The organism is Tsukamurella pseudospumae (assembly GCF_001575195.1).
GTDB classification, from domain to species: Bacteria; Actinomycetota; Actinomycetes; order Mycobacteriales; family Mycobacteriaceae; genus Tsukamurella; species Tsukamurella pseudospumae.
Genome location: NZ_LSRF01000001.1, coordinates 496,045 through 517,352, shown reverse-complemented (window position 1 = coordinate 517,352; position 21,308 = coordinate 496,045). Strand labels below are relative to the sequence as shown.

Here is a 21,308-nt window from a genome sequence, read left to right as displayed (position 1 = left end):
CATGACGGAGCGGCCGTCCGGGTCCGCCGACCCGCTGGCCACCATCGGCGGTTACACCGTCCTGCGCCGGCTGGGCGCGGGTGGCATGGGCGAGGTGTACCTCGTCCAGCACCCGCGCCTCCCGCGGCAGGATGCGCTGAAGCTGCTCGGGAGCGGGGTGGTCGGCGATGCGGACGCCAAGGCCCGCTTCCTCCGGGAGGCCGACGTCCTCTCCGGGCTGAGCCACCCGAACATCGTCCATCTCTACGACCGGGGCGAGGACGACGGCAGGCTCTGGCTGACGATGGAGTACATCGGCGGGGCCGACGCCGCGCAACTGCTCCGCGAGTACGGGCCGATGCCCGCCGACCTCGCGCTCCGCGTGGTCGACGGGGTCGGATCGGCCCTCGACTACGGCCGCCGGACACGCGGAGTCACGCACCGGGACGTCAAGCCGGCGAACATCCTGATCGGCTTCGAGGACGGCGCGCCCGCGTCGGTGAAGCTCACCGACTTCGGCATCGCCAAGGCCCTCGAGGACGCGGTCCGCGTCACGTCCACCGGGCTGACCATCGGCACCATGTCCTACCTCGCCCCGGAGGCGATCGAGGGCGGCTCCGTCGACCACCGATCCGATCAGTACTCGTTGGCCTGCACGGCTTTCGAGCTGCTCTCCGGCGTCGGGCCCTATCCGCGCGAGTCGGCGCGGGCCGTGGCCGCCGCGCACCTGACCGCACCGGTGCCGCTGCTGTCCGAGCGCGCCCCGCACCTCGGGCGGGCCGCGGACGCCGTCTTCGCCCGGGCGCTCGCCAAGGAACCGGGCGACCGCTATCCCGACAACGCCGAGTTCGTCGCCGACCTGCGCGCCGCACTCGCCTCGGCTCCCCGGCGCGCGCCCGTTCCGCCGACGATGCCCCCTCCCGCGCCACCCACCGCGCCCGCGTTCCAGTACGCGCCCACGCACGTTCCCGCTCCGGCTCCGGCACCGGCGGCGGCCGGTCCCAGTGCGACCGGTCCCGGTGCGGCCGGTCCGGCGGGCGCGAGAAGGTCGCGCCGGGGCGTGCTCATCGGCGGCGCGGTCGCGGCGATCGTCGTCATCGCCGCCGTGGCGGGAGCGGTGGTCCTCGCCCGGGGCGACGGTTCTTCGGCCGCCGCCGGGCCGTCGAACGCCGCCGGCGCGACGGTGACCTGCGACTTCGCCGACCGCCCCGACCAGGCCGCTGCGACCCGGACCGCCATCGCGAGCTCCCGGTCGCAGATCGACAAGGTCAAGGCCACGCTGAGCGGTCTGTCCGGCGACGAGCGAAGCGCCGTGCAGGCACAGATCGACTCGGCCGAGCAACGGAACGCGACCATGGAGAAATCGCTTCCCGCGCTCGAGGCCCTCACCGTCAAGAACAAGGCCATCGGCAAGCCCGGCGGAACCGCGGTGCCGAGCACCGGTTCGCTGTTCGGTTCGATCGCCACCAGCGCGGGCACCCTGTCGATCGAGCTCGACCGCGCGAAGGCGCCCTGCAACGTCCGGACCTTCGAGACTCTGATCGCCGCGAAGTACTTCGACGGCACCACGTGCCATCGCGAGACGAACGCACCGTCGACCGGCGGCCGGGGCGGCCTGTACGTGCTGCAGTGCGGCGACCCGTCCGGCTCCGGGATGGGCGGCGCCGGATGGACCTCCCCCGACGAGGCTCCCACGTTCCTGACGTCCTCCACCACACCGTCGACGAGCCAGGCCGGCTCCGAGCCGACCGTGGTCTACCCCGCGGGCACGATCGCCGTCGCGAACGCGAACGGCGGCTCCGACCACGACACCGGATCATCGCAGTTCTTCCTGGTGTACCGGGACACCGCGCTGCCGGCCACCTACAGCGTGATCGGGCGGACGAACAGCAGCGGGATCACGACGCTGGTGGACATCGCGAAGAAGGGCATCACCGCGAACGGCACCGTGCCCGCCTCCTCGGCCGGCACCGTCACCGACGGCAAACCCACTGTCCCGGTGGATATCTCCACGATGACGCTGGAATCCTGAGATGGCCGAGCCGGGGTCGCGCCTCCAGCCGGGAGAGGTCGTCGCGGGGTACGAGGTGATCCGTGTGCTCGGGGCGGGCGGGATGGGCACCGTCTACCTCGCACGTCACCCCCGCCGGCCCCGGAACCAGGCGCTGAAGGTGCTCGCCCCCGGCCTGGTCGTCGATCCCGCCTTCCGGCAGCGGTTCGGAAGGGAGGCGGACCTCGCCGCGCAGTTGGACCACCCGAACATCGTCGCGGTGCAGGACGCCGCGGCCGACGGCGACCTGATGTGGATCGCGATGCAGTACATCGAGGGCACCGACGCCGCCGCGCTGGTCCGGAAGCGGGGCCCGCTGCCCGCGCGGCAGGCGGTGGACATCATCGGCCAGGTCGCGGCCGGGCTCGACTTCGCGCACGGCAAGGGGATGCTGCACCGCGACGTCAAGCCGGCGAACATGCTCCTCACGTCGGGCTGGGCCGACGGCGCCGGTGACCGGCGGGCCCTGATCGCGGATTTCGGGATCGCGCGGTCGGTCGCCGAGGCGACGACGCTGACCAGTACCGGGGCCATGGTCGGCACGCTGGCGTACGCGGCACCCGAGCTCCTCGCCGGGGTCACGCCGACGGCGTCCGTCGACGTGTACGCGCTGGGCTGTTCGCTGTACGAACTGCTGACGGGCGAGCGGGTGTACCCGCGACCGGACAACATCTCGATGATGCACGCGCACGCGACCGCGACGGCGCCGCGCGTCACCGACGCGCGCCCCGAGCTGCCGCACGCGCTCGACGCGGTGCTCGCCCGCGCGCTGGCGAAGTCGCCCCGCGATCGGTTCCCGACGTGCGGGTCGTTGGCGTCCGCCGCGGCGAGCGCCCTGGCCGGCGATCCCACGCAAGCCCGTCCCGCGGCCCACCGTCCGCCCGAGCCGGCGCCGGAAGCCGCGCGCGTCCCGCAGCCGTGGGGCCCCACCGGACCGCCCGGCGAGCGCACCTGGGTGACCCCCGCGTCGCCCGCGGTTCCGCCGGCGCAGGCGGCGCAGGCACCGTCGACGCCGGGGAAGCGGCGGTCGGCGGCGGTCCCGGCGATGCTCGTCCTCGCGGTCGTGCTGGTCGCCGTTCTCGCGACGGTGGCCGTCCTGTACCTGAGGGGCTCCGAGACGTCCTCCACCACGACGACGGGGGCCGGCCCCACCACGACCACGGGAAGCATTCCGAGCGGGGCGAGTCGGACGCCGGTGACACGCTCACTGGTGGGCACCTGGACCGGCACGGTCGTCGGCGACCAGGCCGGCTTCACGGTGTCGGCGGACATCCTGGCCGTGGGGCCGATGTCGGCGACGGTGAGCTACCCGCAGTTGGGCTGCTCGGGACGGTGGAGCGAGCGATCCACGAGCGGGGCCGTGACCGCCCTGGTCGAGACGATCGACGTCGGCACGTGCGTGACCTCCAACATCAAACTCGTCGCGAACGCCGACGACACGATCGGCTTCACCTCGACGTACTACTCGACGTCGCAGGGGCGCACCATGACGATCACGGCGACACTGCGCCGCGACTGACCGACGTCGGCCGACCGCGTCAGTTGACCGGCACGTCGACGATCGCGCGCTGCACGCCCGCGCCGGGCCCGTCGAAGTGCCACCACTCACCGGCGTAGGCGGACAGTCCGCCGGCTGCCATCGCCGCCCGCAGCCGCTCGCGATTCGCCTGCTGCGCCGCGGTGACGCCGGAGGTCGCGTGCGCGGCCGCCTGCGGGGTGAACGCGTCGAAGTCGGTTCCCATGTCCACGAGGCCGTGTCCGGACGTGAGCGTCACGTCGACCGAGCGGCCCGTCTCGTGGCTCCGCGAGTAGGCGCCGGGCGCGGCGACCCAGGCCGGATTCGGCACCTTCTCGAACATCGTGACCTGGACCGAGTGCGGGCGGTAGCAGTCCCAGAACACGATCCGCTCGCCGCGCTCACGCAGAATCGCGGCGGCGGTCGTCAGGCCCACCCGCATCGACTCGTGCACCAGGCATTTCGCCCCCGCGGGATAGAGCTGCACCCCGACGAAGTTATCGGCGGTGGCGTACCGCAGGTCGATCACCGCGTCGGGCAGGAACGTCGTCACGTCGATCAGTCCGGCGCGACGCGCCCCGTCGGACGGGGCCGTGGTGCCGTTGGACGGCACCACCGCGCTCGGCGTGCCCGACGGTGACGGGGGCACCGTCGGCGATGGTCCCGGGCCGCCCGGCGTCGCTGCGGCGCACCCCGTGTTCACGGTGCACGCGATGATCACCGCCACCGGTAGAGCTCGCCACCCGTGCGGAACACGCCCTCTCATCCGATCCGTCCGCTCCTACTGCGCCGAGGTCACCCGATAGACGTCGTAGACGCCCTCGACGTTCCGGACCACGTTGAGCACGTGCCCGAGGTGCTTCGGGTCGCCCATCTCGAAGGTGAAGCGCGACACCGCGACCCGGTCGCGCGAGGTGGTGACCGACGCGGAGAGGATGTTCACCTTCTCGTCGGCGAGCACCTTCGTCACGTCCGAGAGCAGACGGTGCCGGTCCAGCGCCTCCACCTGGATCGCCACGAGGAACACCGACGACGCGGACGGCGCCCACTTCACATCGAGGAAGCGTTCCGGCTCCTTGCGCAGCTCCGCCACGTTGGTGCAATCGGTGCGATGCACGCTCACCCCGCCCCCGCGAGTGACGAAGCCGACGATCTCGTCGCCCGGCACCGGCGTGCAGCACTTGGCGAGCTTCGCGAGCACGCCCGGCTGACCGGTGACCAGCACACCGACGTCGGAGGCCGCCGTCGGGCCCGCGAAGGTCGACGGGGTGTTCCGCTCGGCCAGCTCCTCGGTGGCCTCCTCGATCCCGCCGAGCTGCTCCAGCATCCGCTGCACGACGGTGTGCGCGGACACCTGGTGCTCACCCACCGCCGTGTACAGCGCGGAGACGTCCGCGTACCGCAGCTCCTTGGCGATGCCGGCCATCGACTCGGCGTTGGTGAGGCGCTGCAGCGGCAGGCCCGAGCGGCGCACCTCCTTGGCGATGGCGTCGCGGCCGTTCTCCAGGGCCTCCTCGCGGCGCTCCTTGGCGAACCACTGCCGGATCTTGGCCTTCGCCCGCGGGGAGACCACGAAGGTCTGCCAGTCGCGCGACGGCCCCGCGTTCTCGGCCTTGCTGGTGAACACCTCGACGACCTCGCCGTTCTCGAGCTTGCGCTCCAGTGCGACGAGGCGGCCGTTGACCCTGGCACCGATGCACCGGTGTCCCACCTCGGTGTGCACCGCGTAGGCGAAGTCGACCGGCGTCGACCCGGCCGGGAGGGTGATCACATCGCCCTTCGGGGTGAAGACGAAGATCTCCTTGACCGCGAGGTCGTAGCGGAGCGATTCGAGGAACTCCCCCGGATCCGCCGCCTCCCGCTGCCAGTCGAGCAGCTGGCGCATCCACGCCATGTCGTCGACCTCGGCGAGGTCCGAGCCTTTCGCGCCGCCGGCGCTGCGGCCCTTGGTCTCCTTGTAGCGCCAGTGCGCGGCGATGCCGAACTCGGCGGTCCGGTGCATCTCGCGGGTGCGGATCTGCACCTCCAGGGGCTTGCCCTCGGGCCCGATCACCGTGGTGTGCAGTGACTGGTAAACGCCGTACCGCGGCTGCGCGATGTAGTCCTTGAACCGGCCCGCCATCGGCTGCCACAGCGAATGCACCACGCCGACGGCGGCGTAGCAGTCCCGCACCTCGTCGCAGAGGATCCGCACGCCGACCAGGTCGTGGATGTCGTCGAAGTCGCGGCCCTTGACGATCATCTTCTGATAGATCGACCAGTAGTGCTTGGGCCGTCCCTGCACGTCGGCGACGATCCGCTGCGCCGTCAGGGCGCCGTTGATCTCCGCGCGCACGGCCGCCAGGTACGTGTCCCTCGACGGTGCCCGATCGGCGACGAGCCGCACGATCTCGTCGTACTTCTTGGGATGGAGGATGGCGAACGCGAGGTCCTCGAGCTCCCACTTGACCGTGGCCATGCCGAGCCGGTGCGCGAGCGGGGCGATCACCTCGAGCGTCTCGCGGGCCTTGCGCGCCTGCTTCTCCGGCGGGAGGAAACGCATGGTGCGCATGTTGTGCAGGCGGTCCGCGACCTTGATCACCAGCACGCGCGGGTCGCGGGCCATGGCGATGATCATCTTGCGGATGGTCTCCGCCTCGGCGGCGTTACCGAGGGCCACCTTGTCGAGCTTGGTGACCCCGTCCACCAGGTGCGCGACCTCGGAACCGAAATCCGCGGCGAGCTGTTCGAGGCTGTAGCCGGTGTCCTCCACCGTGTCGTGCAGCAGCGCGGCGACGATCGTCGTGGTGTCCATGCCCAATTCGGCGAGGATCGTCGCGACCGCCAGCGGGTGCGTGATGTACGGGTCGCCCGACTTGCGCATCTGGTCCGCGTGCCGCTGCTCCGCCACGTCGTAGGCGCGTTCGATGAGCGCGACGTCCGCCTTCGGGTACACCTCGCGGTGCAGCGCCACCAGCGGCTCGAGCACGGGCCGCACGTGGTTGCGGGTCCCCGTCATCCTGCGGGCCAGACGGGCGCGCACGCGGCGCGTGGTGGACCCCGTCGTCTCCGCGGCGGGCGGACCGCCGGCGGGCCGCCCGGCCTCCGCGGTGGGGGTGCGCGCGGCGTCGGGCCCCTGAGACTGCAGCGACATGGTGCCTCCCCGTCGTCCTCGTCGTGAGTGGACTAGGGATTCAGCCTACCGAGATCGTCGACACCGCGATGGGTCCGCCGGGCAATTGGCCCAGCCGCGCGCGTCCGCCGAGCGCCTCGAGCTCCAGGACGACGGACACCCGCTCGACGATCGCGCCCCCGCGCCGCAGCAGGGCCACGGCACCGGACACCGTGCCTCCGGTGGCGAGCACATCGTCGACGATGAGGATCCGTTTGCCCTGCAACGCGATCCCCTCGGCGGGGATCTCCAGCGCGGCGGTGCCGTACTCGAGCTCGTACTCCTCGTGCAGCACCGGCGGCGGCAGCTTGCCCGCCTTGCGCACCGCGAGGGTGCCCACTCCCAGCGCCAGCGCGACGCCCGACCCCAGGAGGAAGCCGCGCGCGTCGAGGCCCGCCACGAGGTCGACGGTGACCGCGCCGTCGGAACCCCGGCCGGCGTCGGCCAGGCCGTCGATGACGGCGGCGAGGGCGGCACCGTCGGCGAACACGGGCGTGAGGTCGGCGAAGACGACCCCGGGCGCCGGGAAGTCCGCGACGTGACGGGTGTGCTCGGCGACGGCGCGCGCCGCCTCGGAGCGGCCGGGCGTGTCAGTCACGACGCCGGGCCCGCTTGGTCTGCGGCCGCGCCGGCGCCTTGTCGAGCTGCACCGCCGCCGCCCCCTCGGGAGCGAGGTCCTCGCCGGCGGCGATCTTCGCCCGCCGGGCCAGCACCTTGGCGGTGTGCGCCTTGTACTCGGGCCGCCGCTCCTTGAGCGAGACGAGCAGCGGGGACGCGAAGAAGACGGACGAGTACGCGCCGACCACGACGCCGACCAGCTGGATCAGGCCCAGGTCCATCAGCGTGCCTACGCCCAGCAGCCAGGCCGCGACCACCATCAGCGAGATGATCGGCAGTGCCGAGATCACGGTGGTGTTGATCGAGCGCATCAGGGTCTGGTTCACGGCGAGGTTCGCCTGCTCGCCGTACGTGCGCCGGTTGGTGTGCAGCACTCCGCGCACGTTCTCGTCGACCTTGTCGAACACGACCACCGTGTCGTAGAGGGAGAAGCCGAGGATCGTGAGCAGGCCGATGACGGTGGCCGGGCTCACCTCGAAGCCGGACCAGGCGTAGAAGCCCGCGGTGACGATCACGTCGAAGAACAGCGACGCGAGCGCGGCGAGCGCCATGTCCCACTCGCGGAACCGGACCGCGATGTAGATGGTGACGATCACCAGGAACACCACGAGTGCGAGCAGGCCGCGCTGGGTGATCTGGTCGCCCCAGGTGGAGCTGACGCCCGAGAAGCTGATGCTGTTCGGGGACGGCGCGCCGTCGCGGCCCGGCGGATGGAAGGTCTGGAACAGCGCCTCGCGGGCCTTGGTGATCTGGTCGTTGTCCAGTTCGGACAGCGAGACCTGGTAGGTCGCGGCGGCACCCGTGCCGGCGGTCTGCACGGCCGAGGGCTCGACGCCCGTCGCGCTGCGGACCGTCTCGCGGACCTTCGCCGTGTCGACGTGCGCGCTGCCGACGGGGAACGACACCTGCGTGCCGCCCTCGAAGTCGATGCTGAACTTGAAGCCCGGGATCAGGATGCCCAGGATCGCGACGACGATGATCAGGCCGGTCGCGAGGTAGTACTTGCGCCGGTGTCCGACGATGTCGAACGCGCCGGTGCCGGTGTAGAGCTTGCTGAAGAAGGAGGCCTTCTTCTCGTTCTCCGTGACGATGTCGGTCATGCTCACGCCTCCCCGGTGGTTGCGGCGGCGCGCTTGCGCTCACGGCCGATCGCGGCGACGGCGCCGAGGCCGTTCATCGACGGCTTCGCGAAGAACTCCGTCTTCGACGCGTAGTGCACGAGCGGATGGGTCAGGAGGAACACGATCACGATGTCGAGCGCGGTCGAGAGCCCGAGTGTGAAGGCGAAGCCCCGCACGTCGCCGACGGCGAGCGCGTACAGCACGACGGCCGAGAGCAGCGAGACGGCGTTACCGGTCCAGATCGTGCGCCGCGCACTGGCCCAGCCTCGCGGCACCGCGGACCGGAAACTTCGACCCTCGCGGATCTCGTCCTTGATGCGCTCGAAGTAGACGACGAAGGAGTCCGCGGTCATGCCGATGCCGATGATGATGCCGGCGATACCGGACAGATCCAGCGAGTACCCGATCCACCGGCCCAGCAGCACGAGGAGCCCGTAGATCAGCGCGATGGACATGGTGAGCGACAGCCCGACCAGGACGCCGAGCGCGCGGTAGTAGACCAGCGCGTACACCAGCACCAGCGCGAGTCCGATCAGGCCGGCGATGAGGCCGGCCCGCAGCGACTCGAAACCGAGGGTGGCGCTGACGGTCTGCGCGGTGCCCGCCTTGAAGGACAGCGGCAGCGAGCCGTACTTGAGGACGCCGGCCAGCTCGGCGGCGCTCTTCTGAGTGAACGATCCGGAGATCTGGGTCTGTCCGCCGGTGATCGGCTCGTTGATCTGCGGCGAGGTGATCACCTGCGAGTCGAGCACGAACGCGGCCTGCTTGCCGCGGTTGTTGGACGTGAACTCCGCCCACACCTTCGACGCGTCGCCGGTGAAGTCCAGCGTGACCACGTACTGCGCGCTCTTGTCCGGGATCCCGGAGGAGGCGTTCTTGATCGACTGGCCGTCGATGATCGCGGGGCCGAGGGTGTACACCATGCGCGCCTTGGTCGGGTCCGCAGGATCCGGGCGGTCGCAGGTGATCAGCGGCTTGGTGGGGTCGTCGTTGCCGGCGATCGGGTCGGACGGCCATGCGCAGTTCAGCGCGGCGATGGCCTTCTTCTGCACCTCGGGGTCGGTCGACTGCCGCGTCGCCTTCGCCTCGTCGATCGCCTTCTTCGCGGCGGCGGGGTCGGCGAGATCCGGGACCGGGGTGTTCACCGCGGCCGCGGGTTGCGGCGTGCCCAGCACCGGGCGCACCTTGAGCTGTGCGGTCTGACCGAGGGTGCGCGCCTGGTCACCGTCGGTGCCGGGCACCGTGATGACCAGGTTGCTGCCGTTGATCTTCACCTCGGAGCCGGACACGCCGAGCCCGTTGACGCGCTTGTTGAGGATGTCGCGCGCCTGCTCCATCTGGTCGGACTTCGGCGGCTGCCCGTCCGGCGTGACGGCCTGCAGGGTCACCGTGGTGCCGCCCTGCAGATCGATGCCGAGCTTGGGCGTGGGCTTGTGGTCGCCGGTGAAGAACACCAGCCCGAAGACCACGAGCAAGATCGCGCCGAAGGCGATGAGGAGCCGCGACTCGTTGCTGTCGCTGCTCGATGTTTTCCTGGCCACGGGCGGTTACGACTCCTCGGCGTGGTGAAAGCCTCCGGCGCTCGGCGCCGGAGACCTTCGTCGGTGGTGACGGATGCGGGTCAGCGGTCCTCGGAGCGCTTGTCCAGGTCGATCTCGGCCTCGTCGGCGATGGTCTCGATCGAGGGCGCGTCGAGCTCCTCGGGGGTCAGGACCTTGGCGACGGCGCGGCGCACCCAGGTGGTGGTGACGCCGGGGGCGATCTCCAGATCGATCGTGTCCTCACCGAGGCCGACGACGGTGCCGTACAGGCCCGTGCTGGTCATGACCTTGGTACCGGTGGTGAGGCTCTCCTGCATCGCCGCGGTCTCGCTCATCTGCTTCTTCTGCTTCCGGAACTGGAAGAACATGAAGACGAGCATGAGGACTAGCAGGAGGGGCAGCAGCAGTTGGCCCATGGTTGATCGATCCTTCGGGTCGGGTTCGCGGACGCTCCGCGGCGGCGGCCGCCCGGGTCGCGGACAGCACTCAGTGTTCCAGTGTTCCACATCTCGGCGCGGTCAGGCGGGACGGTGCACCACCAGCGGCAGGACGACGGCCGCTCCGGCCTCCCGCAACCGGGCGGCCGCGACGGTGACCGCCCAGCCGGTCCCCGACTCGTCGACGACGAGCAGCACCGACCTTCCGCGTACCGCGCCCGCCGCGGCACCGTCGACCGTGATCGCATCGAGCCAGTGCGCGGCCTCCTGCGCCCCCGACGCGTCCCGGCCCGGCGCCGGGCCACGGGGCACCGGCAGGGTGACGCGGTCGAGCCGGCCCACCTCGGCGATCCGGTCGGCCACGGGTTCGACCGGCGCCGGGCGGTCGGTGAGCTGCAGCGACGCGACGATCTCGGGCCGCGCCCGCCATTGCTCCCGCCACCGCGACAGCGCTGCGACGGCCGCACCGGCGAGGTCGTCGATCGCCTGCGCATCCCCCGCACGCGCCGCCCCGACGGTGCCCGCCCACTCCGGCGCGTCCGCGAACACGAGGACGCGGCCGGGCTCCGCGGCGAGATCGGGCTGGATCCGGCCCTTGCGCCCCGCGGCGCCGCCGGGCCACATCTTCCGGGGCTCGAGGACCTGGCTCTGGGATCGCAGCGCGCCCGCCACCGCGCGGGCCGTGTCCGGCGGGACCGGCTCCCCCAGACCGTCGGGGACGTGCCCCAGGCACACCGAGCAGCGGCCGCACGGCGCCGCCTCGGGGTCGTCCAGGGATTCGGTGAGCAGCTGCATCAGGCACCGCTCGCCGCGGGTGTAGGCCCGCATGATGTCGGCCTCGCGGCGCCGGGTCGCGACGATCCCGTCGTAGTGGGCACCGTCGTAGTGCCACGGCAAACCGGTCGCGCGGTAGCCCCCGTCGACGCGCTCCACCGCACCGTCGACCGCGAGTTGCTTGAGCATGAGGTCGATGCGGGTGCGACGGATGCCGGTGGCGGCCTCCAGGGCGATCGCCGACCGACCCTCCCCCGTCTGGTCGTCGGCCAGCGCACCGAGCACCCGATCCATCTGCTGCGGGTCCGGGATCGTCGCCGTGGCGAAGTAGTCCCACACGCCGGCATCGGATTCCGACGGCAGCAGCGCGACGACGGCGTGGTCGATCGCGCGCCCGGCGCGACCCACCTGCTGGTAGTACGAGACGGGTGACGGCGGCGAGCCGACGTGCACGACGAAGCCCAGATCGGGCTTGTCGAATCCCATGCCGAGCGCGGAGGTGGCGATGAGGGCCTTGATCTCGTTGGCGCGCAGCGCGTCCTCGAGCCGGGCCCGGGTGTCCGGATCGAGCTTGCCCGTGTACGCGGCCACCGGGTACCCCGGGCCGTGCACCGCGCGGATGCCGTCCACCAGACGCTCCGCGTCGGCCACCGTCAGCGCGTAGACGATGCCCGAGCCCGGCAGATCCGGAAGGTGCCGGGCCACCCAGGCGTACCGGGTGATCGGCGCGAGCGCCGGAAGCACGTTGAGCTGCAGCGACCGCCGCGCCAACGGGCCGCGCAGGACGAGCGTGGCGCTGCCGAGCTGCGCCGCCACGTCCGCGGTCACGCGGGCGTTCGCGGTGGCGGTGGTCGCGAGCACCGGAGTCTCCGGGTGGAGCCGTGTCAACACGTCGGAGACGCGGCGGTAGTCGGGCCGGAAGTCGTGGCCCCAGTCCGACACGGCGTGCGCCTCGTCGATCACCAGCAGACCGAGCGATCCCTCCAGCGCGGAGAGGACACGGCGCCCGAACGACGGGTTCGCCAGCCGCTCCGGCGAGACGAGCAGCACGTCGATCTCACCCGCCGTGAGCGCCGCCTCGATGGTGTTCCACTCCTCGAAGTTCGACGAGTTCAGGGTGGCGGCGCGCAGCCCCGCCCGCTCGGCCGCCGCCACCTGATCGCGCATCAGGGACAGCAGCGGCGAGACGATGAGCGCGGGCCCCGCGCCCTCCGCCCGGCGCAGCGCGGTGGCGACCCAGTACACCGCCGACTTGCCCCAGCCCGTGGCCTGCACGACGAGGACCCGCGCCGCGGGTTCCAGCAGCGCCGCGACCGCCGTCTCCTGGTCGGCGCGCAGCGCCGCCCCGGGCCCCGCGAGGGCCTCGATCACCCGGCGCGCCCGGTCTTCCCGCGCGCCCGTGAGCCTGGTCTCCGTCATCGCATCCGCCCCCTGATCGGTCGTCCTCCCGAACCCTATCGGGACCGACTGACAACGATCGGCGTGCGAACCCGTCGCCGCAGGTCACCGCGACGATGGTTGCGGTCGCAGAGCCGTCACCACCGTGCGTTATCCTTCGCGGATCGAACAAGGGGAGGTCCGGGGAGAATGTTCAGGTTGTTGTTCCTCGTCGTGCTCGGAGCGGGCGTGTTCTCGTTCCTCGCGTTCCAGAAGGGCGGGTACGTCCCCGGCGTGATCCTGGCGGTCGTCGCCGTCGCGCCGCTGGTGTGGCTCATCGCGTCCGCGCGTCGCAGGAAGGCGAACGGCGGTTCTCCGCAGCCCTACTCGCCGACCGCGAAACGCGCGATCGACGCGGCGGCGCTCGTCCTGGTGCTCGGGGTCGCCTACTCGGCGTACTGGATGTTCTGGGTGCCGAAGGCCGCCACGAAGGAATTGACGGGTACGTACCAGCTGCGGGACCTGTGCGATTCGACGCCGACCTTCTACCGCGACGCCGCGCCCTTCGACGGTGCCGCCCCGCACCCGGTGGTCGTGTTCGCGAAGGGCGACGACGTGGGCCTCGACGAGGTGCGCGTCGACTACTCCGCGCCGGCCCAGTGGCAGCCGCGCGACGCCAAAACGGTCCAGCTCGTGGCCTGCCTCGACGAGGTCGAGTCGGGGCCGAAACTGGCGGACTGCTCCTTCTCCGACGGCTCGCTCCCGCTGTACCAGGGCCGGTTCACCGGCACCCTGTACGAGGCCGCCACCGGGAAGAAGGTCGCGTCGATCTCCGCGAACGGGGCCGGCACCCCGAAGTGCCCCGGTGCCGCGCTGACGCAGAGCGACAACCCGAGGCTGCATTCCGTGCCCGACCTCGCCGGCTTGCGCGCCGCGATCGGCGACCGCGTGGAGCGCTGACGGGGGCGTCCCGTCCGTCGGACACGTCTCGCGAGCGCCCGACGGTCCGCCGGGACGTCCATCCCGAACACCCGATGCCGAGCCTGGGACGTCCGTCCCGGATCAGCCGCTCGGGCTCGCCACGCCGCGAGGCGCCTCCGTAGGATCACCGACGTGAACGCCGTCGCCGCCGCACTGACCTTCGTCTGGCTCGGGATGATCCTCGCCATCTCGTTCCTCGAGGCCCCGATCAAGTTCCGCGCCCCCGGGATCACGGTCCCGCTCGGCGTGGGGATCGGCCGGCTGGTGTTCCGCGCCCTCAACGCGTGCGAGGCGGTGCTGGCCCTCGGCGTCGCGATCGCGCTCGCCGTGGGCCCGCACCGCCCCGTCACCGTCGTCCTGTTCGTGCTGGCGGCGCTCGACCTCCTGGCCTGCGTGACGCTGCGCCGCGTCATGGACCGCCGGGTGATCGGCGAGAGCGCGACCCACGCCATCTCCGAGGAGATGCCCAAGCACAACCTGCACGTCGCCTACATCGGCGTCGAGGTGGTCAAGGTCGGCCTGCTGATCGCGCTGGGCGTCACCGCACTGTCCTGAGTCCCTCACCCGGCACTCGGGACAGGGCGGTCACTGCGACCGTCCGGCCATCTCCTCCATGAGGATCGGTGCGCCGACGTTGATCGAGTGCACCCCCACCGTGGTCGCCAGCTTGAGCACCTCGAGAATCTCCCGAGGCTCGACGCCGAGGTCGAGCGCCGCCCGCATGTGCCGCCGGACGCCCGGCGCGTACAGGTGGGTGCAGGCCGCGTCGACGGCGATGCACAGCAGCTCCACCACCTGCGGGGTCAGGACGCCGCCCCGGTAGGTGCTCATCGTCGTCCGCATGAAGGACTCGGTCCACTCCGGGTCGAGCTCGGCCACGCCGTCCCACAGCGGATTCCAATGCCCCGCACCGCGCATCGTCTCCACCACGGACGCGTCGGCCCCGGTCACGGCGCGGTCTCCGACGGTGCCCGAACCGCCAGTTCGGCGAGGAGCTCGTCGAGCAGCGGCCACTCGCCGTACCCGGATGCCGGATTGAGGTGCCCGGCATCGCCGAGATCGACGAGCCGACTCCCCCACGCCTCGGCGAGACCGGCGGTGGTCCGGTACCGCGCGAGCGGATCGTTGCGGCTGGCCGCGACGATCGACGGGAAGGGCAGGCGCCGGCGCGGGATCGGCTCCCACCCGGCGGCCGACAGCTCCGCCGGTCGCGGATGCGGCTCGGGCCAGTCGACGCCGAAGTCGGGCGGGGTCGCGAGCAGCGCCCCGACCACCTTGTCGAGCGCGGGGGCACCGTCGGCCAGCGATCGGATCCAGTGGACCGTCGCGAGCACCCCGGCGCTGTGCGCCACCAGGATCACGGGCCCCTCGATCGCGGCCACGGTCTCGCCCAGCAGGCGAGTCCGCTCCTCGATCGAGTGCCGCAGCGACTCCTCCGGGAAGGGCACCGTGACGGCGCCCTCCGTCCGGGCCGCGAACAGCTCCTGCCAGTGCGACGGTGCGCTCCCCCGCAGGCCCGGCACGACCACGTACGTGGGTGTGCTCACGTCGCCACCTCCGTGTTGAGGGCCTGCAGCTTGGCCAGCCCGCGCGGATGCAGCCGCTTGCCGAAGATCATGAAGAGCACGGCGGGCACGTACACCAGCGGCGCGAGCTGCAGCGCCTCGATCAGTCCCAGGCGATCGGCGAGCGCGCCGATCAGGATGGGCGCCAGGGCGAGGCCGAGCAGGTTGTTCGCCAGCGTGAGCGTGCCCATCGCCGACGCCTGCACCGAGCGGTGCGTGAGCGAGGCGACCATGGCGGCCGCCGTGCCCGAGCTGCCCGCCGCGAAGAAGGCGCCGACGCCGAGCAGCACCAGCTGCGGTGTGCCCGTGGGCATCCGGAAAGCGACCATGAGGGCGACGAAGGCGATCACGCAGTACGCGATGCCGGCCGTCCACTTGCGGGTGCCGTCGCTGAGGCTGTAGCGGTCCGCGAGGAACCCGCACACGATCATGCCGGAGCCGACGAGCAGGACGAACAGCGCCGCGGCGCCGCCGGCCTTGTCGACCGAGAGGTGGTACGCCTCCTTGAAGTACGTCGGCAGCCACGTGAGCATGACCGCGGCCATGAACATCTGCAGGCCGCTGCCGATGTACGCGCAGAGCACGGGCGAGTTGGTGAACAGGCTCGAGAGCGGTGCCCGCCCGGCCCGGATCGGCTCGGCGTTCTCCCACGACGGTGCCGCGCCGGCATCGTCGACCTGGTTGCGCCTGACGCGCGCCTCGGTGACCACGAGCTTGAACGCGGCGACCAGCAGCAGCCCGAGGACGGCCATCGCGCCGAGCGACCAGCGCCAGCCGAAGTGCACGGCGATGAGGCCGCCGACGCCGGTGCCGACCATCGTTCCGAACGAACCGCCCGCCATGAAGGAGGCCGAGAGCGCGGCGTGGACGCGGGGCGCGAACAGGCTGAGCACCAACGCGATCCCGACGCTGCCGTACGCGGCCTCGCCGACGCCGACGACGAACCGGGCCGCGAGCAGCTGCTCGTAGCTCTGCGCGAACGCGCACGCCAGGGTGGCGATCGACCACAGCACCGCCATGAGCACGAGACTGCGGACGCGGCCCCACCGGTCGGCCAGGATGGACACCGGCAGGGTCAGGACGCCGACCATGAGGGCGACCACCGAGATCAAGGAGCCCTGCTGGGCCTTGTCGAGGTGCAGTTCCTGTCCCAGTGGGACGAAGACTGCGGCGAGCACCTGGCGCGACATGTAATCCGACAGGAGCAGTGCGAAGGCGAGTCCGAAGACGACCCACGGATAGATCCGCCGACGGGACCGGACAGGTCCCGCCGGCGTACCGTCGGCGTCCTCGATGTCACCCGAACGGGTGGTCATGAGGGCCATTGTCATTCATCCGTTCACGCGTGCTGGGTGAAACCGAGCTGGCCGGCGACGCGGTTCGGCACGTAGCCCAGCTTCGCCAGGGTCTCGTCGACGGAGTTGTACTGCTCGCCGATGCGGTAGATGTCGCGGGCCTCCTTGCCGGTGGCGACGTCGCGGCCCAGCTCGTGGCTGATCCGCACCAGCTGCTTGACCTGATCGACGGACTTGATCTTCTCGCCCGGCTTGCCCCAGATCGTGTCCTCGTTGCCGCAGCGGGTGTGCAGCCCCAGCGCGATCGCCAAGGTGTTCACCGGAAGCACCGAGCGCATGAGCGTCTCGAGGGTGAGGATCGCACCGTCCGGGACCCGGTTGATGAAGTTCATGATGTTGTACGGGTTGGGGCCGTCGAAGCCGCCGCCGATGCCCACCCAGGTGAGATTCAGCGGGCCCATGTACTTGCCGCGGCGGATCAGGCGCTCGACGGTCTCCAGCTGCGGGATCGACGAGAGCTGGAAGTGCGGCTGAATGCCGTTGGCGGTCAGGCGACGCAGGTGCTCCTCCACCCACTCGGGGCCGGCGGGGACCGTCATCTCGCGGTAGGTGTCGTACAGCTCGGGACGCTGCATCGAGGTGCCCTCGATGTCGCCCTCGGTCATCAGCTCCATGATGTTCATCTGGCTGGTGTTGATGGCGATCGTGACCTGGTCGGGCTTCGGATCGAGCTCGGCCAGCATGTGGCGGGTGTCATCGGAGAGCCACTTGGCGTCGGCGCCGTCGCCCTCGGGGGCGAACGAGATCGAGCCGCCGACCTGCAGGATCATGTCCGGCACGGCCTCGCGCAGGCCGGAGAGCAGCTCGTTGAACTTGCTCAGCCGCTTGCTGCCGTGGCCGTCTTCCTCGCGGACGTGGATGTGGAGCACCGTCGCACCGGCCTCGTAGCAGTCCACGGCCTGCTGGACGTGCTGTTCCATGGTGAGCGGGAGGTCCTCGCGGAAGTCGTCGAGTTCCCACTCGGGGCCGTACGGGGCGACCGTGATGACCTGCTTCTCCTGGACCTCGGGGAACAGGGCGTCGTCGTGGAAATGCATGGTGGTTCTCCTTGTGCGTGGTTGTGGGGCTGATTGATTCGAGAGCGTTCGGGGTTACGGGGGTTCGTTCAGTACGGGCGGTCGCCGACGATGCCGGCGCGTTCCATCCGGCGCACGGCCGGCCAGTAGTCCTGCACCGCGTAGTGCTGGGTACAGCGGTTGTCCCAGATGGCGAAGCTGTCCGGCGTCCAGCGCCAGCGGACCTGGAACTCCGGCACCGCGGCCTGGCGCTGCAGGTACTGCAGGAGGTCGCCGGCGCCGGGCGCGTAGTCGAAGCCGAAGCGGATGTTCGCGTCGTTGTGGAAGTTGGTCAGGTGCGTGGCGAAGGCGTTGACGAACAGGATCTTCTCGCCGGTGTCCGGGTGGGTGCGCACGACGGGGTGCTCCGCGTCGGGGAACTTCGCGTGCAGCGCGTGGCGCTGTTCGATCGGCAGGCGCGCACCGAAACTGGCCTCGATGGAGTGCCGGGCGCGCAGGTCCGCGATCCGGTCCTTCACGTCCTGGGGCAGGGCGTTGTACGCGGCCACCATGTCGACCCAGATGGTGTCGCCACCCACGTCGGGGCCCTCGACGCAGCGCAGTACCGAGCCGAAGGGCGGGCACTCGCGCCAGGTGGCGTCGCAGTGGAAGGCGTTCTCGTAGGCCTCGCGGTCGCTGTCGAGGTCCTTGTAGATGCGGACCAGGCCGGGATGGTCGGGGTCGCTGCCCAGGACGGGGTGGCTCTCGAGCTCGCCGAACCGGCGGGCCAGCGCGACGTGGTCCGCCCGGCTGATGGGCTGATCGCGGAAGAAGAGCACCTTGTGTTGGATCAGCAGAGCGCGGAGCTCGGCGAAGAGGTTGTCGTCGTGGGCGACCTGTGCGAGGTCCACGTCGGTGACCTGGGCGCCGATGTGGGCGGTCAGGCGCTCGGCGCGCATCGTGGCGGTGGGCTGGGTGGTGATGACGGTCATGGTGCTGCCTGTGCTTCTGTGTGGCCGGGTCGGATCAGGGGATGAGGATCGAGGAGCCGGTGAGGGCGCCGGACTCGAGCTCCTTGTGAGCACGCGCCGCGTCGGCGAGCGGGTAGGTCTGCCCCACCTGGATCGTGACCCGGCCGGCGGCGATGTGGCCGAACAGCTCGCCGGCCAACTCGGCGCGCTCTTCCGGGTCGGCGATGTAGTCGGCGAGGCCGGGGCGCGTGACGAACAGCGAGCCCTTGATCGCGAGCTGCATCGGATCGATCGGCGGGATCGGGCCCGACGACGTGCCGAAACAGACGAGCAGGCCGCGCTTGGCGAGGCTGTTCATCGACGCCTCGACGGTGGCGGCGCCGATACTGTCGAGCACCACCGGCACGCCCTTGCCGTCCGTGAGCTCGCGGACGCGCTGGGCGGTGTCCTCGCGGCGGTAGTAGATGATGTGGTCGACGCCGTTGGCGCGGGCGACCTCGGCCTTCTCCTCGGTGGAGACGGTGCCGATCACCTTCAGGCCCAGGAGCTTCGCCCACTGCGCGACGATCAGGCCCACTCCGCCGGCGGCCGCGTGCAGCAGGATGGTGTCGCCCTCGCGGTACGGATGGATGCGGCGCAGGAGGTACGAGGCGGTGAGTCCGCGCATCGTGCAGGCCGCGGCGGTGGTGAAGTCCACGCCGTCGGGCAGGTGGATCAGATGCTTGGCCGGGAGCACGAACTGGGTGCTGTACGCGCCGAGCGGGGTGCCGGTGTAGGTGTACGTGACGCGGTCGCCGGGCGCGAAGTCCTCGACGCCGGGACCGACCTCCTCCACGACGCCCGCGGCCTCGACGCCCATGCCGTTCGGCAGGGGAACCGGGTACAGGCCGGTGCGGTAGTAGATGTCCGCGAAGTTCAGGCCGATCGCGTGGTGCCGGATCCGGACCTCGCCGGCGCCGGGTGCACCCACCTCGACCTCCTCCAGCTGGAGCACCTCGGGTCCGCCGGTCTCGTGGAAACGGATCGCGTTCGCCATGTCGGGGAGTTCCTCTCGTCGGTTCGCATCGGAATGTGATGCAGAGAACATTAAGAGCCGATCGAGCGCTAAACTGTTCTTCTCGGGACGCTGAACTATTCACATCGGGACGAGGTGGTGATGATGGTCACAGCGAAGAAGCCGCTCGCCCGCTACGCGTCGCTCGCGAACTACGCCGAACTCACCCGGTCACTCGGTGGCGATCCGCAGCAGCTGCTCCGCGCCGCAGGCCTGGATCCACGCGGAATGGCGGTCCAGGACCGGTGGGTGCCGGCGGCCGCCGTCAACGACCTGCTCGAGCGCACCGCCCAGGTCACCGGACGCGACGACCTCGGCCTGCGACTGGCCGAACTACGACGCCTCTCGCACCTCGGCCCGCTCAGCCTGGTGCTGCGCGAGGAGCCCGACGTGCGCAGCGCTCTCGAGATCCTCATCCGGCACGAGCGCATGTACAACGAGGCGCTGCACACCCGGCTCGCGGTGTCCGACGGTGTCGCCACCCTCCGCGTGGAGCTCGACCTCGACCGCCCCGCACCGGACCGGCAGGCGATCGACCTCGCCGTCGGCGTCCTCTACGGCCTGCTGCGCGAGCTCCTGGGCGGCGACTGGTCGCCGCTGTCGGTGTCGTTCGGTCATCCCCCGCCGCGGAACGCCGACATCGTCCGCCGGATGTTCGGCGGCGCACTGCATTTCGACGCCGACCTCAACGGGATCACGCTCTACGAGCGGGACCTCGACCGCCCCACCGCGACCGCCGACCCGCAGCTGCGGATGTACACCCGGCGTCTGCTCGACGGCGAGCCGGGCTCCGGCCAGGAGGCCACGGGCCGGATCCGCGAACTGGTCGACCTCCTGCTGCCCACCGGACGGTGCTCCGCGGAGCAGGTGGCGCGCAGCCTCGGAGTGGACCGGCGCACCGTCCACCGCTGGCTCGCGGCCGAGGGCACGACGTTCACCGAACTCGTCGACGATGTCCGGGCCGGGCTGGCACGACACCTCGTGGCCGGCAGGCGGTACTCGTTCACCGAGATCGCCGAGATCCTCGCGTTCTCCAGCCCCTCCAACTTCTCGCGGTGGTTCCGCGGCCGGTTCGACACCACGCCCCGCGCCTGGCGGCGGAACGCGGGCGACCCTCGATGACCCCGCGGCGCCCTACCGCGTGCGAATCCGGCCCCACCAGAACATGAACAGCCCGTAGCCGAGCAGCGCCAGCGAGATCAGGCACACCCAGCCGGGCGCGAGGGTCGAGCGGAGTGCGACGGCGAACGCCGCCGTGACGCCCGCCCAGAGCGCGATGCACAGCAGGACGACACCCACCACTGCGGCCAGCGTCCATCGATTCGTCCGCGTCCACCGGCGCTCCCAGCCGTGCGGTTCGAGGGCGCCGCGGACGAACCCGTCGATCCGGCCGGAAGGGTCCGCCAGCCATTGCCGAGTCCTCGGGTCGTACGTGAGGCTCACCCCGCCGGTCCACCGCTTCCCCCCGAACCCGCCCGCCGCGACCTGAGGACCGGGCCCCACCTGCGACCAGCTCTCGTGCACCACACCGGAATCCGCCGTCATCGGCAGGGGTGCCTCGAGCCGATAGGTCCGCCGCCCCCGGTCCGGCACGACCACGACGCCGGCGTCGCCCGCGCTGCTCACGACACTGATGGAGCCGTCGTCGAGCTCGGCCACGTCGAAGCCGGCGCCGTGCGCCGCCTCGGAGAGTCTCCCCACCACCTCGTCCATGGTCACGAATCTAACCCGCTCGCAGCGACCCCACAGATTCAGGACAGGATCACGGCAGCGCGGCATTCGAAACTCAGTGCCATGACAACCGAGATCGCATCGGGCCCCAG

General features: G+C 71.2%; 19 protein-coding genes. 5 read left to right on the top strand and 14 right to left on the bottom strand.

Annotated features, from left to right (window positions below; all coding sequences use genetic code 11):
- Window position 1: 1 nt before the first annotated feature.
- Together AXK60_RS02415 and AXK60_RS02410 are read left to right on the top strand one after the other, a co-directional pair.
- On the top strand, window positions 2–2,011 hold the full coding sequence (locus tag AXK60_RS02415; RefSeq protein WP_068569366.1) for a protein kinase domain-containing protein: 2,010 nt from the start codon (window positions 2–4) through the stop codon (window positions 2,009–2,011).
- 1 nt (window position 2,012) lies between these two features.
- Window positions 2,013–3,548 (top strand): serine/threonine-protein kinase, encoded by a 1,536-nt coding sequence (locus tag AXK60_RS02410; protein WP_068569365.1) that lies wholly within the window; start codon window positions 2,013–2,015, stop codon window positions 3,546–3,548.
- A 19-nt stretch (window positions 3,549–3,567) separates the two neighbouring features.
- Here the strand turns inward: AXK60_RS02410 and AXK60_RS02405 are convergent, their stop codons facing one another.
- The 7 genes from AXK60_RS02405 to AXK60_RS02375 all read right to left on the bottom strand — a co-directional run bounded on the left by AXK60_RS02405 (window position 3,568) and on the right by AXK60_RS02375 (window position 12,606).
- On the bottom strand, window positions 3,568–4,311 hold the full coding sequence (locus tag AXK60_RS02405) for a M15 family metallopeptidase (protein WP_068569364.1): 744 nt from the start codon (window positions 4,309–4,311) through the stop codon (window positions 3,568–3,570).
- Window positions 4,312–4,326: 15 nt separating this feature from the next.
- Window positions 4,327–6,678: a RelA/SpoT family protein gene (locus AXK60_RS02400; protein WP_068569363.1), complete on the bottom strand. Its 2,352-nt coding sequence runs from the start codon at window positions 6,676–6,678 to the stop codon at window positions 4,327–4,329.
- A gap of 40 nt (window positions 6,679–6,718) precedes the next feature.
- Window positions 6,719–7,294 carry an adenine phosphoribosyltransferase gene (locus tag AXK60_RS02395; RefSeq protein ID WP_068569362.1) on the bottom strand — a complete coding sequence of 192 codons (576 nt, stop codon included), beginning with the start codon at window positions 7,292–7,294 and terminating at the stop codon, window positions 6,719–6,721.
- A complete protein-coding gene (gene secF, locus AXK60_RS02390) occupies window positions 7,287–8,414 on the bottom strand; it encodes a protein translocase subunit SecF (RefSeq protein ID WP_068569361.1) in 1,128 nt (375 codons plus the stop codon). The genes AXK60_RS02395 and secF overlap by 8 nt, the downstream gene beginning before the upstream one ends.
- A 2-nt stretch (window positions 8,415–8,416) precedes the next feature.
- A complete protein-coding gene (gene secD, locus AXK60_RS02385; RefSeq protein ID WP_082777745.1) occupies window positions 8,417–9,976 on the bottom strand; it encodes a protein translocase subunit SecD in 1,560 nt (519 codons plus the stop codon).
- 80 nt (window positions 9,977–10,056) lie between these two features.
- Window positions 10,057–10,392 carry a preprotein translocase subunit YajC gene (gene yajC, locus AXK60_RS02380; RefSeq protein ID WP_068569360.1) on the bottom strand — a complete coding sequence of 112 codons (336 nt, stop codon included), beginning with the start codon at window positions 10,390–10,392 and terminating at the stop codon, window positions 10,057–10,059.
- A gap of 102 nt (window positions 10,393–10,494) precedes the next feature.
- The gene (locus AXK60_RS02375) at window positions 10,495–12,606 is read right to left on the bottom strand and encodes a DEAD/DEAH box helicase (protein WP_068569359.1); all 2,112 of its coding nucleotides are present in this window, start codon (window positions 12,604–12,606) and stop codon (window positions 10,495–10,497) included.
- 168 nt (window positions 12,607–12,774) lie between these two features.
- On the opposite strand from AXK60_RS02375, the gene AXK60_RS02370 reads away from it, so the two are divergent.
- Both AXK60_RS02370 and AXK60_RS02365 read left to right on the top strand, forming a co-directional pair.
- The gene (locus tag AXK60_RS02370; protein ID WP_068569358.1) at window positions 12,775–13,524 is read left to right on the top strand and encodes a hypothetical protein; all 750 of its coding nucleotides are present in this window, start codon (window positions 12,775–12,777) and stop codon (window positions 13,522–13,524) included.
- A gap of 195 nt (window positions 13,525–13,719) precedes the next feature.
- Window positions 13,720–14,100 carry a hypothetical protein gene (locus AXK60_RS02365; RefSeq protein ID WP_068569913.1) on the top strand — a complete coding sequence of 127 codons (381 nt, stop codon included), beginning with the start codon at window positions 13,720–13,722 and terminating at the stop codon, window positions 14,098–14,100.
- Between the two features lie 30 nt (window positions 14,101–14,130).
- Here the strand turns inward: AXK60_RS02365 and AXK60_RS02360 are convergent, their stop codons facing one another.
- From AXK60_RS02360 to AXK60_RS02335, 6 genes are all read right to left on the bottom strand, one after another.
- On the bottom strand, window positions 14,131–14,463 hold the full coding sequence (locus AXK60_RS02360) for a carboxymuconolactone decarboxylase family protein (RefSeq protein ID WP_068569912.1): 333 nt from the start codon (window positions 14,461–14,463) through the stop codon (window positions 14,131–14,133).
- Between the two features lie 29 nt (window positions 14,464–14,492).
- Window positions 14,493–15,092, bottom strand: coding sequence for an RBBP9/YdeN family alpha/beta hydrolase (locus AXK60_RS02355; RefSeq protein ID WP_068569357.1), 600 nt, complete (start codon window positions 15,090–15,092; stop codon window positions 14,493–14,495).
- Window positions 15,089–16,426, bottom strand: coding sequence for an MFS transporter (locus tag AXK60_RS02350; RefSeq protein ID WP_139057707.1), 1,338 nt, complete (start codon window positions 16,424–16,426; stop codon window positions 15,089–15,091). The genes AXK60_RS02355 and AXK60_RS02350 overlap by 4 nt, the downstream gene beginning before the upstream one ends.
- 23 nt (window positions 16,427–16,449) lie before the next feature.
- On the bottom strand, window positions 16,450–17,502 hold the full coding sequence (locus AXK60_RS02345) for a beta-keto acid cleavage family enzyme (protein WP_068569355.1): 1,053 nt from the start codon (window positions 17,500–17,502) through the stop codon (window positions 16,450–16,452).
- 68 nt (window positions 17,503–17,570) lie between these two features.
- Window positions 17,571–18,452: a TauD/TfdA dioxygenase family protein gene (locus tag AXK60_RS02340; protein ID WP_068569354.1), complete on the bottom strand. Its 882-nt coding sequence runs from the start codon at window positions 18,450–18,452 to the stop codon at window positions 17,571–17,573.
- Window positions 18,453–18,486: 34 nt separating this feature from the next.
- Window positions 18,487–19,467, bottom strand: a complete 981-nt coding sequence (locus AXK60_RS02335; protein ID WP_068569353.1) for a quinone oxidoreductase family protein — start codon at window positions 19,465–19,467, stop codon at window positions 18,487–18,489.
- 120 nt (window positions 19,468–19,587) lie between these two features.
- On the opposite strand from AXK60_RS02335, the gene AXK60_RS02330 reads away from it, so the two are divergent.
- Window positions 19,588–20,607 (top strand): AraC family transcriptional regulator, encoded by a 1,020-nt coding sequence (locus AXK60_RS02330; protein ID WP_231855395.1) that lies wholly within the window; start codon window positions 19,588–19,590, stop codon window positions 20,605–20,607.
- Between the two features lie 12 nt (window positions 20,608–20,619).
- Here the strand turns inward: AXK60_RS02330 and AXK60_RS02325 are convergent, their stop codons facing one another.
- The gene (locus AXK60_RS02325) at window positions 20,620–21,198 is read right to left on the bottom strand and encodes a hypothetical protein (RefSeq protein WP_068569352.1); all 579 of its coding nucleotides are present in this window, start codon (window positions 21,196–21,198) and stop codon (window positions 20,620–20,622) included.
- Window positions 21,199–21,308 lie beyond the last annotated feature (110 nt).